Origin of the sequence: Bacillus cereus group sp. N14 (assembly GCF_016483555.1) — a bacterium.
GTDB classification, from domain to species: domain Bacteria; phylum Bacillota; class Bacilli; order Bacillales; family Bacillaceae_G; genus Bacillus_A; species Bacillus_A wiedmannii.
In genome coordinates, this window is sequence record NZ_JAEHBQ010000002.1 from 103,318 (window position 1) to 115,473 (window position 12,156).

Here is a 12,156-nt window from a genome sequence, read left to right on the forward strand (position 1 = left end):
CGCGAAGAAAGTGGATTAACTTTCATAAAAAGTTCCCATAATGGAAAACATAGGAGGTGAAATGATGGAAGGGAGTACTTTTTATTTTTTAGCTTGGATAGGGTGGATTGTTGTAACTTTTTTTATGAAAAAGGACTCTATGCGGTGGAAGATAAGCACTTGTATATTGATTTTTATTATTTGCTCTCCGTTACATGTAACGATTGCTTCATTCACGGTATCAGTAAATGCACTTTTGCTTTGTATTGTTGCTTTTATAGGAATCGCACTATATTCTATTTGGAAAAAATTATATAGCTTACTTTCGGCACTTATTATTGCAATGTTATATACAAGTTTTCATTTGTTAGAAGTATATGATCCGATTTGGATTGTGGTGGACAGGTTGTTTTTGGTAAGTGGTGCTCTTGTGTATGCATCGGTTTTATTGCATGAGGATCGCATATTGCGATTATGTTCTCTTTATATAGGAATGTTACAGGGGGAATTGTTAGTGACACTTATTTTTCGAAAACTACAATTCCCTTATGATTACGGAAGTTTAGCGTTTTTTGATATCGTCGCCGTTGCTACATTTTTCATGGCAATTTTGTTTTGGATTGCAAAAGCATCAGTATACATGGAACAGTTCAAGAGGAAAGCACGTAAAAGAAAGGCGAGGGTAATACATGACTGAATATACACCGGCCATTTTATGCGGAGTAATAGCGGGGACAGTAACGAGAGTGCTAATGCTCCGGACAGATACGCGTCAATATCCGACGAGGCTCCACGGGAAAATTATTCACGTTGCGATGGGGTTAATTGCAGCGGCTTTAGGAGCGATTGCGATTCCGTCAATTTTGAAAAAAGATTTTTCTGCTATTACATTTCTTACATTAGCAGCAACACAGTTTCGTGATGTGCGTAATATGGAAAGAAATACCCTTCAACAATTAGATGGATATGAGCTCGTACCGCGTGGAAATACATATATTGAAGGGATTGCGTTAGTTTTTGAAAGTCGAAACTATTTGGCGATGTTAACGTCGTTTGCAACGACGTTTGCGTATATAGGATTCCATTCGTGGATTGCTGGAGTAATTATGGCTATAATCGCATTTATTATCGCGAAAAAATTAATGTCTGGCAGAAGGTTACATGATCTTGTTGATATCGAGCATGTTCCACTTCGTTTTGAAGGAGCGGGGCTGTATATTGATAATATTTACATTATGAATATTGGATTGCCAGCAAGGCAAGAGGAAATTATGAAATATGGAATGGGCTTTATTTTAAGGCCGAAAACAATTGATGCGATGGTGACAATCTCAAACTTAGGACAACGACAAGCTATTTTACATGATGTTTCTGTTGCTTTAGGGATTTATAGAGATTCTGGTACGCCAGCGCTTGTGCCGTTGGCAAAGCGTGATTTAGAAGATGGTAGGGTTGGGATTTTTGTCTTGCCACAAGATCAAGATGCAGAGAAAGCGATAGGTGTCATAGGGAATGTGCCGACGTTAGAAAGTGCTGTTCATATGTCATCGGAAGCCCCGAAAGGAAGGGGAGATAAAAGATGATGTTAGAAAGTGTAATTCTCGCGGTTATTACAACAACGCCGGAGAAATTTGCTGGTGGTGCCCCTTTGTTTACTTGTGAATCGACAGATGAGTTAGAATTTGTTGCAAATAATTTAGAGGCAATTTTAGATGGTATTGCGCATCGCTTACAAGAGAATGTATATATTATTGTGAAACATTAGTAACGTGTGGTATAATGTGAGGTGTTTTGATACGCTGAGAAATATTCTGGAATGCAAATCCCTTCTTGCACAAAGAAGGGTTTTTTACATAATAAACAGAAGCAAGTTGAAAGGATGAAAGTATATGCCGAAACCAGTAATAGCAATAGTAGGCCGCCCGAACGTAGGAAAATCTACTATTTTCAATAGAATTGTTGGAGAAAGAGTTTCAATCGTAGAAGATATACCAGGTATAACACGAGACCGTATTTATAGTGCGGGAGAATGGTTAAATCATGAATTTAACATTATTGATACAGGTGGAATTGATATTGGAGACGAGCCGTTCTTGACACAAATTCGTCAACAAGCGGAAGTAGCGATTGATGAAGCAGATGTTATCATTTTTATGACGAATGGTCGCGATGGTGTAACTGCAGCAGATGAAGAAGTTGCTAAAATTTTATATCGTTCTAAAAAACCAATTGTACTTGCGGTAAATAAGGTTGATAATCCAGAAATGCGTAGTGATATTTATGATTTTTATGCATTAGGATTTGGCGAGCCATTCCCGATTTCAGGTACACACGGTTTAGGACTTGGTGATTTGTTAGATGAAGCTGCAAATCATTTTCCAAAGATTGAAGAAGAAGCGTATGATGATGAAACAATCCGTTTCTCTTTAATTGGACGTCCAAATGTAGGGAAATCATCACTTGTAAATGCACTTCTTGGTCAAGAACGTGTAATTGTAAGTAATATAGCGGGAACGACACGTGATGCTGTTGATACACCATATAGTAAAGATGGTCAAGATTATGTAATCATCGATACAGCTGGTATGCGTAAAAAAGGGAAAGTATACGAAAGCACAGAAAAGTATAGTGTACTTCGTGCGCTTAGAGCGATTGAACGTTCTGACGTTGTTTTAGTCGTTTTAGACGGAGAAGAAGGAATTATTGAACAGGATAAAAAAATTGCTGGATATGCTCATGATTCAGGACGTGCTGTTATTATCGTCGTAAACAAATGGGATGCAGTGAAAAAAGATGAAAAAACAATGAAAGCATTTGAAGAAAACATCCGTGCTCATTTCCAATTTTTAGAGTACGCACCGATTGTATTCTTATCTGCGAAAACGAAAAAACGTACACAAACATTATTACCAGTTATTAATGAAGTAAATGAAAGCCATAGTATCCGTATTCAAACGAACGTATTAAATGATGTAATTATGGATGCGGTAGCGATGAATCCAACACCAACTCATAATGGTAGCCGTCTGAAAATCTTCTATGCGACACAGGTTGCGGTAAAACCACCAACATTTGTTATATTTGTAAACGATACAGAATTAATGCACTTTTCATACGAGCGCTTCTTAAAGAATCGTTTACGTGAAGCGTTCGGTTTTGTAGGAACGCCGATTCACATTATCGCTAGAGCAAGAGACTAATGGAGAGGATGTGATTTTATGACAAAAATCACAGTAGTTGGAGCAGGTAGCTGGGGAACAGCGTTAGCGATGGTATTAGCTGACAATGGACATGATGTACGTATTTGGGGAAATCGTTCTGAACTTATGGATGAGATTAATACAAAACATGAGAATAGTCGATACCTTCCAGGAATTACATTGCCAAGCACAATCGCAGCCTACTCTTCTTTAGAAGAAGCATTAGTAGATGTAAATGTAGTACTTCTTGTAGTACCAACGAAAGCGTATAGAGAGGTATTACAAGATATGAAGAAATATGTAGCGGGTCCGACTACTTGGATTCATGCAAGTAAAGGGATTGAACCTGGTACGTCAAAACGTATTTCGGAAGTGATTGAGGAAGAAATTCCAGAGGGCTTGATTAAAGACGTTGTTGTACTGTCTGGACCGAGTCATGCTGAAGAAGTCGGTTTACGTCAAGAGACGACGGTTACGTCTGCAGCAAAGCGTATGGAAGCCGCTGAGGAAGTACAAGATTTGTTTATGAATAGTTACTTCCGTGTATACACAAATCCGGATATTGTTGGGGTTGAGCTTGGTGGTGCGTTAAAAAATATTATCGCATTAGCTGCTGGGATAACTGATGGACTTGGATTAGGTGATAATGCGAAAGCGGCATTAATGACACGTGGTTTAACGGAGATTGCTCGTTTAGGAAGAAAAATGGGCGGAAATCCATTAACGTTTGCTGGTCTAACTGGTATGGGCGACTTAATTGTAACTTGTACAAGTGTTCATAGCCGAAATTGGCGCGCTGGAAATATGCTTGGAAAAGGACACTCTTTAGAAGAGGTGTTAGAAAGCATGGGTATGGTTGTAGAAGGTGTAAGAACAACGAAAGCTGCTCACGAATTAGCAGAGAAAATGGAAGTTGAAATGCCGATTACAGCTGCTTTATATGACGTGCTGTTCAATGGGAATAATGTGAAAGATGCAGTAGGCTCATTAATGGGACGTGTTCGAAAACATGAAGTGGAAGCTATACCTGACTTACTTTAAAGAAAAGCGACAGAAGTACATTTGTACTTCTGTCGCTTTTTATTTTTATGGGTCTTTTCACCATTTTTTTAATTTTGCATAGGATGAAGAGTAACTTGAGGAGAGGGTGAAAAGAATGGATAATAACATTTTTAATAACATTGAAAAAGAAGCGAAAGTGAATAAAGAAGATATTTTTAAATTAGCATCATCTGTACAGAATGCGAATTTACGTGATGAGACTGTGCTTCGTCAATTGATTCATCAAGTGGCTCTTATGGCAGGACGTGAAGTGCCGAAAGAACAAGAGGATCAAATTGTAAAAGCGATCATTAACAATAATATGCCCGCTGATTTTGGCTCGTTAAGCAAAATGTTTAAAAAATAAATATAAGAAACAAAGAGTTTGTAGATTGCATATGATAGCCATGAAAGTATGGGAATAGAGCTGTTTTGGGCATATTTGGTCAACCGAAGCGAGAGATACACTCGCTTCGGTTTTATTTTTATTTAGATTAGTGGAAGATGCGAAAAAACCTGTTGATTAAAGTTATATATTCGTAATTTTTAGTAAAATGTTCTTTTTATATTTGTTTAAAGATTTTAATTTGTTAAAATAGTATAAAAATAGATTGATAAAAAGGGGTGTGTATATGTCAGAAGGGCTCATAAAAATGTGGTTTGCTTTAGGAGCAATTGGATTTATGTTTTTTGCAGTAAGTTTTATTTTACTAAGTAGATACAAAATAAAGAATAAATTTTTGAAAGGGATTACAGCGTTAGTAGCGTACACCCTTATGATTGTGTCAGGAATTGTTATTTTTCTTGTTGTATTTAGTGGACCTGTACAGCAGTAAAGGGAATGGTCTCGAAAATGCTACATACGGAGCAAGTTATATTAGTATGAAAAGGTGATTGCTAGTGAAAAAAGTCCATATTATTTTAATATTTTGTTGTATGAGCCTTTTAACAGGATGTCTGTATCCGAAAGAAAATATGAAACAAAATGCCGTTCCTTATGAAGATCAGATACAGGTTGTTCAAAAAGCTGTAGTGACATTTAAGGAGCAAAATGAGGGGATATTGCCAATTAAGACGCGGGATATGAGTACGCCTATTTATCAAAAGTATCCAATCGATTTTCAAAAGATTGCTCCGCGTTACATACAAGAAGCGCCAGGAAATGCGTATGAAAGCGGAGGAGTATACCAATACGTATTAATAGACGTTGAAACAAACCCAACAGTAAAGTTAATTGATGTTAGGATGGCTGAACAAATCCAGGAATTATCATTAAAGCTTAGGATGTATCGGGATGAACATCAATATCCGCCTTTTAAAAAGGTAATTTCAGATGGTGTGTATGAATTAGATTTCAAAAAACTAGGATATAAAGATGTGCCGCAAGTGACAAGTCCGTATTCTGGTAAAGGGCTTCCTTTTGTAATCAATGAAAAGGGAGAAATTTATGTTGATTATCGAATCGACTTATATGAAGCGTTGAAAAAAAATGAAGGGCAATTTAAGGAGGGGGAAGATATTCGGAATATACTTTCGAAAGATTCTCCATTTGTACCTGCGTATTCTTTACCGTATACGGTAAAGAATGGAGAACCAATTTTTTTAAAATCATAAGTCATGAACCTTTCTTTTAGTGAATAAGTTCTAGAAGAAAGGTTTTTTATGTTACACAACTTGCGATGCAAACAAAAGGTATTTTTTAATAGTCATATGAAATTGGACAAAATTATATGATATATTGTCCGAACTTCTAGAATACCATTATATTATATCAGATATTATAGGCAACGTTAGAGAAGGTATTAGTTGACTATAAATGTGGAATTATTCCCAAAAATATTGAGGGAGGGAATCACTTGGAAAAGGTAGATATTTTTAAAGATATTGCGGAACGCACAGGCGGTGATATTTATTTTGGAGTTGTAGGAGCTGTTCGAACAGGGAAATCAACATTCATTAAAAAATTTATGGAACTTGTAGTTATTCCTAATATTGAGAATGAGTCTGACCGTCAAAGGGCGCAGGATGAACTGCCTCAAAGTGCTGCTGGTCGTACAATCATGACGACGGAACCGAAGTTTGTTCCAAACCAAGCGGTTTCTATCGAAGTAGATGAAGGTCTTGAAGTGAATATTCGATTGGTAGATTGCGTTGGATATACGGTTCCAGGAGCAAAAGGCTATGAAGATGAGAATGGCCCGCGCATGATTAATACTCCTTGGTATGAAGAACCTATTCCATTCCATGAAGCTGCAGAAATCGGAACACGTAAAGTAATTCAAGAACATTCCACAATTGGTGTTGTAATTACAACAGATGGAACGATTGGTGAAATTCCAAGAAGAGATTATATAGAAGCAGAAGAACGCGTAGTAAATGAGTTAAAAGAAGTCGGAAAACCTTTCATTATGATCATCAACACTGTACAGCCGTATCATCCAGATACAGAGCAATTGCGCCAAAGTTTATCTGAAGAATATGATATCCCAGTCATTGCGATGAGTGTAGAAAGTTTAAGGGAAACAGATGTGTACAATGTGCTTCGAGAGGCTTTATTTGAGTTCCCGGTTTTAGAAGTGAATGTTAACCTTCCGAGCTGGGTGATGGTGTTAAATGAAGGGCATTGGTTACGCCAAAGTTATCAAGAAGCTGTTCAAGAGACTGTGAAGGATATAAAACGTCTTCGTGATGTGGACCGTGTCGTTTGGCAGTTTAGTCAGTATGAATTTATTGATCGAGCGAGCTTAGCTGGCATTGATATGGGGCAAGGTGTAGCAGAGATTGATTTATATGCACCAGATGAATTATATGATCAAATTTTAAAAGAAGTAGTAGGAGTAGAAATTCGAGGGAAAGATCATTTATTAAAGCTTATGCTCGATTTATCTCATGCGAAAATAGAATACGATCAAGTGGCGGATGCCCTGCGTATGGTAAAGCAAACAGGATATGGTGTAGCAGCGCCTGCGTTAGCTGACATGAGCTTAGATGAGCCAGAAATTATTCGTCACGGTTCAAGGTTTGGTGTGAAATTAAAAGCTGTAGCTCCGTCTATTCATATGATTAAAGTAGATGTGGAGTCAACGTTTGAGCCAATCATTGGTACTGAAAAGCAAAGTGAAGAATTAGTTCGTTATTTAATGCAGGATTTTGAAGATGACCCATTATCAATTTGGAATTCTGATATATTCGGACGTTCACTTAGCTCTATTGTTCGAGAAGGCATTCAAGCGAAACTATCTTTAATGCCAGAAAATGCGAGATATAAATTAAAAGAAACGCTAGAAAGAATTATTAATGAAGGATCTGGCGGATTAATTGCGATTATATTATAAGAAAAAAATCCCTCTCATCGTAGAGGGATTTTTTTGATTTTCGCGTATAGAATAGCAAAATAAACAGTCATTATCTAATATATTGTTGTAAATTGTCAAGTTTCATCAGATTTTCACATTTTAAGAGTAACAATTTCCTTAAAAATATTGAATTATAAAGGAGAATCGTATAATATAGGCGTTGATAATGATTTATCTACATCTTTGTAGTATAGAATTTGTAAAAATTGCCTACAAATGAAAGTAAGACTCATTTTATGATCATTATACAGTCTTATCTTTGGGAGGAGGTGAATGGCATGAACAAGACAGATTTAATCAATGCTGTTGCAGAAGCAAGTTCCCTTTCTAAAAAGGACGCAACAAAAGCAGTAGACGCTGTTTTTGATTCTATCTTAGAAGCTTTAAAACAAGGTGATAAAGTACAACTGATCGGATTCGGTAACTTCGAAGTTCGTGAGCGTGCGGCTCGTAAAGGTCGTAACCCACAAACAGGTGAGGAGATTGAAATCGCTGCAAGTAAAGTACCTGCATTCAAACCTGGTAAAGCGTTAAAAGATGCGGTTAAATAATCCTTACATATTAACAGGGAAGAAGAGTTTCCTTTTTGGGAACTCTTCTTTTTGCTTTTAAAAACATAAATATGCTAGAATGTGTTCGTATCACTTTTAGGTTTTCGGGAGGGCTAGCGGATGGCGAAAGTTAATTTAGAACAAATTGAACATGCAGTACGCCTTATTTTAGAGGCAATCGGAGATGACCCAAATCGTGAGGGAGTACTTGATACACCAAAGCGTGTGGCAAAAATGTACGCAGAAGTGTTCGCGGGTATGCATGAAGATCCGAAAGAACATTTGCATAAAGTGTTCGGAGAAGATCACGAGGAGCTTGTACTAGTAAAAGATATACCGTTTTATTCGATGTGTGAGCATCATTTAGTTCCATTCTATGGAGTTGCTCACGTTGCATATATTCCACAAGGCGGAAAAGTGACAGGGTTAAGTAAATTAGCTCGAACTGTAGATACAATTGCACGTCGTCCACAACTGCAAGAACGTATTACATCAACAGTAGCGAACTCTATTATGGAAGTACTAGAGCCGCATGGTGTAATGGTAGTAGTAGAAGCGGAACATATGTGCATGACGATGCGTGGTGTGAAAAAGCCGGGCGCGAAAACTGTAACAACAGCAGTACGTGGTGTGTTAGAAAATGATGCAGCGGCACGTAGTGAAATTTTATCTTTTATTAAAACAAAGTAAAGAAAAGTAGGAAACTGCTTTTCTTTTTTTTTTATGTAAATAAATGATATAGTTTTAGCAAGGCAGAGTGAGAATAGAAGGACTACTAAAAAGAATGGAAGATGTTATTTAGTTCGGTGGAAGTTTGGAAAGAGTAGCCAAGTTTTGGTTATAGAAAATAGAATGTATGTGTTATAATAAGTTTTATGAATTAGAAAACAAGGGTGATTTTTGTGTGTGACATCTACGGAGGGTATGCGGGTATAAGAGAGAAATTGATGGAGAAATTACGCCATCCTTATTTTATAAACTATATTGAAGAACCATTTATTGATGAAGAAAAAATAGCATTGTTATATGGTGCTTTAAAAAGTGAAAATTTACATATAGAACAAATTGAGCATTATGTAGTAACGATTATGCTTGTGCAAATTGCGCTTGATACACATGAAAGAGTATCAAATAAAGCAGGGGAAGAAGCGGTTGAATCGCATAAACGTCGCCAGTTAACAGTACTTGCTGGTGATTACTATAGTGGGTTATATTATTACTTATTGTCTATGAATCGTGATATTGTTTTAATTCGCGCGCTTGCTGAAGGAATTAAAGAAATTAATGAACACAAAATAATGTTATATCAAAAAGCGCATGAAACGATGGATGACATAATGGAAAGTGTAGTAACGATTGAGTCTGCACTCTTGCAAAAAACATGTGATCATTTTCATGTATCGCATTGGAAGCCATTTATAACGTATGTACTAGGAAAAAACCGTCTTCAAAAAGAATGTGAACTGCACGCTGATAAACAACATTCACCTGTTTTTCAAGCAGTTCAAGGGATTATGAAGGATAAAGCGGAGGTAGAAACAGTTATTCATGGATGGATGATGGCACTCAGAAAGAAAGAAAATCAATATTTGGAAAACCACACAGATATAAGCGAAATAAACTCTGTGTTAAGAGATAAATCGAAGACATAAGCAATTTTACATTGGAAGAAGGTACGAGCATGCAACAATCAAAAGAAGAAAGAGTACATGATGTATTTGAGAAAATCTCTGATAAATACGATGTGATGAATTCTGTCATTAGTTTTCAAAGACATAAAGCGTGGCGTAAAGAGACGATGCGCATTATGGATGTAAAACCAGGTAGCAAAGCTCTTGATGTATGCTGCGGGACAGCGGACTGGACAATCGCGCTAGCTGGAGCGGTAGGTGAACAGGGCCAGGTTGTTGGTTTAGACTTCAGTGAAAATATGTTATCTGTCGGTAAGCAAAAGGTAGAGGCGTTACAATTAAAACAAGTAGAACTTTTACACGGGAATGCAATGGAACTTCCATTTGAAGATAACACATTTGATTATGTAACGATTGGATTTGGTTTACGTAACGTACCGGATTATATGCACGTATTAAAAGAAATGACGCGTGTAGTAAAACCAGGTGGAAAAGTAATTTGTTTAGAAACATCTCAACCAACAATGATTGGTTTTCGACAAGGATATATTTTATACTTTAAATATATCATGCCGTTATTTGGAAAGTTATTTGCGAAAAGTTTTAAAGAATATTCATGGCTGCAAGAATCTGCTAGTACATTCCCGGGTATGAAAGAATTGGCTCATATGTTTGAAGAAGCTGGACTTGAACGTGTACAAGTGAAGCCGTTTACTTTTGGGGTAGCAGCGATGCATTTAGGTATGAAACCAGAATCAAAATAGAAAAAAAGAAAAAAGAAGTTTTAGGTTAAGGTGAACAATATGAAGTTACAACTTATGTACTCTTTTTTACGATCGGATATTAATGTGATAGAAAAAGAATTAAAAAAGACAGTTGCTTCTGAACAGCCATTGGTAGAAGAGGCGGCATTACAACTTATTGAAGCTGGTGGGAAGCGAATTCGTCCTGTATTTGTGTTGCTTGCGGGAAAATTTGGAGATTATAAGTTAGATGCAATTAAACATGTAGCTGTTGCGTTAGAACTTATTCATATGGCTTCTCTTGTTCACGATGATGTTATTGATGCTGCATTTTTACGACGTGGTAGTGCAACTGTGAATGCGAAATGGGGAGATCGTATTGCAATGTATACAGGGGATTATTTGTTCGCTAAGTCTCTTGAATGTATAACAAATATCGAAATTCCAGAGGCGCATCAGGCGCTATCGCATACCATTTTAGAAGTCTGTAAAGGTGAAATTGAACAAATTAAAGATAAGTACAATTATGACCAAAATTTACGAACGTATTTAAGAAGAATAAAGCGAAAAACAGCATTATTAATTGCTGCGAGTTGTCAACTAGGAGCAATTGCTGCTGGCGCTAATCGTGATACGGTAAATCGACTATTTTGGTATGGGTATTTTGTAGGAATGTCTTATCAAATTATTGATGATATTTTAGACTTCGTTTCCACAGAAGAGAAGCTTGGAAAACCTGCTGGTGGAGATTTACTACAAGGGAATATTACGCTTCCTGCCCTATACGCTATGGAAGATCCGATCCTTCGTAAGAAAATCATATCTGTACATGAAAATACAACAGCGGACGAAATGAAAGAAATTATTGAGGCTGTAAAAAATAGTGACGCTATTGATCAAGCATTTGCGTTTAGTGAACGTTATTTACATAAAGCATTAGAAATCATAAAACCACTTCCGCGTGGACAAGCGAAGTATGCATTACAAAATGTAGCAAAGTATATTGGGAAACGAAAATTTTAGTGTTTTTTCTAAAAAATAAAATAATCTCTCTATTTCAAAACTATTGCGCAATTGTGATAAGGGTGTTAATATGTGTGTGGGGATATACAATTACATACATAATTCAGAAGTGGAGAGATTTTTTATGGAAAAAACATTTCTAATGGTAAAACCAGACGGTGTACAACGTGCCTTCATTGGGGAAATCGTAGCTCGTTTTGAGAAAAAAGGCTTTCAATTAGTTGGTGCAAAATTAATGCAAGTCACTCCGGAAATTGCTGGACAACACTATGCTGAGCACACAGAGAAACCTTTCTTTGGTGAATTAGTAGACTTTATTACATCTGGCCCTGTATTCGCAATGGTATGGCAAGGTGAAGGTGTAGTAGATACAGCTCGTAACATGATGGGTAAAACAAGACCACATGAAGCAGCTCCTGGAACAATTCGTGGAGATTTCGGTGTAACTGTTGCGAAAAACATTATCCATGGTTCTGATTCGTTAGAAAGTGCAGAGCGCGAGATTGCTATTTTCTTTAAGGAAGAAGAATTAGTTGACTACTCAAAATTAATGAATGAATGGATTTACTAATTATTTTGAAATAATTTGTAAACGCTTTAATCACTGTGATAATAGTAGAAAGTGCAAGGAG

Annotated in this window: 15 protein-coding genes; all 15 read left to right on the forward strand. The window is 36.7% G+C overall.

Going from position 1 to position 12,156, the window contains the following annotated elements:
* Positions 1 to 64: 64 nt before the first annotated feature.
* The 15 genes from JDS82_RS03930 to ndk all read left to right on the forward strand — a co-directional run bounded on the left by JDS82_RS03930 (position 65) and on the right by ndk (position 12,095).
* Positions 65 to 676 (forward strand): YphA family membrane protein, encoded by a 612-nt coding sequence (locus JDS82_RS03930; protein ID WP_199712742.1) that lies wholly within the window; start codon positions 65 to 67, stop codon positions 674 to 676.
* On the forward strand, positions 669 to 1,562 hold the full coding sequence (locus JDS82_RS03935; protein WP_000141603.1) for a YIEGIA family protein: 894 nt from the start codon (positions 669 to 671) through the stop codon (positions 1,560 to 1,562). The genes JDS82_RS03930 and JDS82_RS03935 overlap by 8 nt, the downstream gene beginning before the upstream one ends.
* Positions 1,559 to 1,744, forward strand: a complete 186-nt coding sequence (locus JDS82_RS03940; RefSeq protein WP_000979052.1) for a capping complex subunit for YIEGIA — start codon at positions 1,559 to 1,561, stop codon at positions 1,742 to 1,744. The genes JDS82_RS03935 and JDS82_RS03940 overlap by 4 nt, the downstream gene beginning before the upstream one ends.
* A gap of 124 nt (positions 1,745 to 1,868) precedes the next feature.
* Entirely contained in the window at positions 1,869 to 3,179 is a 1,311-nt protein-coding gene (der, locus tag JDS82_RS03945; protein ID WP_001125888.1) for a ribosome biogenesis GTPase Der, read from the forward strand.
* An 18-nt stretch (positions 3,180 to 3,197) separates the two neighbouring features.
* A complete protein-coding gene (locus JDS82_RS03950; RefSeq protein ID WP_000161770.1) occupies positions 3,198 to 4,220 on the forward strand; it encodes an NAD(P)H-dependent glycerol-3-phosphate dehydrogenase in 1,023 nt (340 codons plus the stop codon).
* Positions 4,221 to 4,335: 115 nt separating this feature from the next.
* The gene (locus JDS82_RS03955; protein WP_000369753.1) at positions 4,336 to 4,587 is read left to right on the forward strand and encodes a stage VI sporulation protein F; all 252 of its coding nucleotides are present in this window, start codon (positions 4,336 to 4,338) and stop codon (positions 4,585 to 4,587) included.
* A 265-nt stretch (positions 4,588 to 4,852) separates the two neighbouring features.
* Positions 4,853 to 5,056 (forward strand): DUF2768 domain-containing protein, encoded by a 204-nt coding sequence (locus JDS82_RS03960; protein ID WP_001288995.1) that lies wholly within the window; start codon positions 4,853 to 4,855, stop codon positions 5,054 to 5,056.
* Positions 5,057 to 5,120: 64 nt separating this feature from the next.
* A complete protein-coding gene (locus JDS82_RS03965) occupies positions 5,121 to 5,834 on the forward strand; it encodes a hypothetical protein (protein WP_000755477.1) in 714 nt (237 codons plus the stop codon).
* Between the two features lie 242 nt (positions 5,835 to 6,076).
* On the forward strand, positions 6,077 to 7,555 hold the full coding sequence (gene spoIVA, locus JDS82_RS03970) for a stage IV sporulation protein A (RefSeq protein WP_000416519.1): 1,479 nt from the start codon (positions 6,077 to 6,079) through the stop codon (positions 7,553 to 7,555).
* Positions 7,556 to 7,854: 299 nt separating this feature from the next.
* Positions 7,855 to 8,127 (forward strand): HU family DNA-binding protein, encoded by a 273-nt coding sequence (locus JDS82_RS03975; RefSeq protein ID WP_001043860.1) that lies wholly within the window; start codon positions 7,855 to 7,857, stop codon positions 8,125 to 8,127.
* Positions 8,128 to 8,247: 120 nt separating this feature from the next.
* A complete protein-coding gene (gene folE, locus JDS82_RS03980) occupies positions 8,248 to 8,817 on the forward strand; it encodes a GTP cyclohydrolase I FolE (RefSeq protein WP_001151478.1) in 570 nt (189 codons plus the stop codon).
* 212 nt (positions 8,818 to 9,029) lie between these two features.
* Positions 9,030 to 9,779, forward strand: coding sequence for a heptaprenyl diphosphate synthase component 1 (locus JDS82_RS03985; RefSeq protein WP_002108646.1), 750 nt, complete (start codon positions 9,030 to 9,032; stop codon positions 9,777 to 9,779).
* 29 nt (positions 9,780 to 9,808) lie between these two features.
* A complete protein-coding gene (menG, locus tag JDS82_RS03990) occupies positions 9,809 to 10,522 on the forward strand; it encodes a 2-heptaprenyl-1,4-naphthoquinone methyltransferase (RefSeq protein WP_199712743.1) in 714 nt (237 codons plus the stop codon).
* A gap of 39 nt (positions 10,523 to 10,561) precedes the next feature.
* Entirely contained in the window at positions 10,562 to 11,524 is a 963-nt protein-coding gene (gene hepT / locus JDS82_RS03995) for a heptaprenyl diphosphate synthase component II (RefSeq protein WP_048561342.1), read from the forward strand.
* A gap of 124 nt (positions 11,525 to 11,648) precedes the next feature.
* The gene (gene ndk, locus JDS82_RS04000) at positions 11,649 to 12,095 is read left to right on the forward strand and encodes a nucleoside-diphosphate kinase (RefSeq protein WP_000415885.1); all 447 of its coding nucleotides are present in this window, start codon (positions 11,649 to 11,651) and stop codon (positions 12,093 to 12,095) included.
* The last annotated feature ends 61 nt before the right edge of the window (positions 12,096 to 12,156 follow it).

Excerpts from the sequence above, each read along its gene's own strand:
- JDS82_RS03960 (WP_001288995.1), top strand. The coding sequence starts at position 4,853 with ATGTCAGAAGGGCTCATAAAAATGTGGTTTGCTTTAGGAGCAATTGGA.
- JDS82_RS03975 (WP_001043860.1), top strand. The coding sequence starts at position 7,855 with ATGAACAAGACAGATTTAATCAATGCTGTTGCAGAAGCAAGTTCCCTT.
- JDS82_RS03940 (WP_000979052.1), top strand. The coding sequence starts at position 1,559 with ATGATGTTAGAAAGTGTAATTCTCGCGGTTATTACAACAACGCCGGAG.
- folE (WP_001151478.1), top strand. The coding sequence starts at position 8,248 with ATGGCGAAAGTTAATTTAGAACAAATTGAACATGCAGTACGCCTTATT.
- menG (WP_199712743.1), top strand. The coding sequence starts at position 9,809 with ATGCAACAATCAAAAGAAGAAAGAGTACATGATGTATTTGAGAAAATC.
- der (WP_001125888.1), top strand. The coding sequence starts at position 1,869 with ATGCCGAAACCAGTAATAGCAATAGTAGGCCGCCCGAACGTAGGAAAA.
- ndk (WP_000415885.1), top strand. The coding sequence starts at position 11,649 with ATGGAAAAAACATTTCTAATGGTAAAACCAGACGGTGTACAACGTGCC.
- hepT (WP_048561342.1), top strand. The coding sequence starts at position 10,562 with ATGAAGTTACAACTTATGTACTCTTTTTTACGATCGGATATTAATGTG.
- JDS82_RS03935 (WP_000141603.1), top strand. The coding sequence starts at position 669 with ATGACTGAATATACACCGGCCATTTTATGCGGAGTAATAGCGGGGACA.
- JDS82_RS03955 (WP_000369753.1), top strand. The coding sequence starts at position 4,336 with ATGGATAATAACATTTTTAATAACATTGAAAAAGAAGCGAAAGTGAAT.
- JDS82_RS03930 (WP_199712742.1), top strand. The coding sequence starts at position 65 with ATGGAAGGGAGTACTTTTTATTTTTTAGCTTGGATAGGGTGGATTGTT.
- JDS82_RS03950 (WP_000161770.1), top strand. The coding sequence starts at position 3,198 with ATGACAAAAATCACAGTAGTTGGAGCAGGTAGCTGGGGAACAGCGTTA.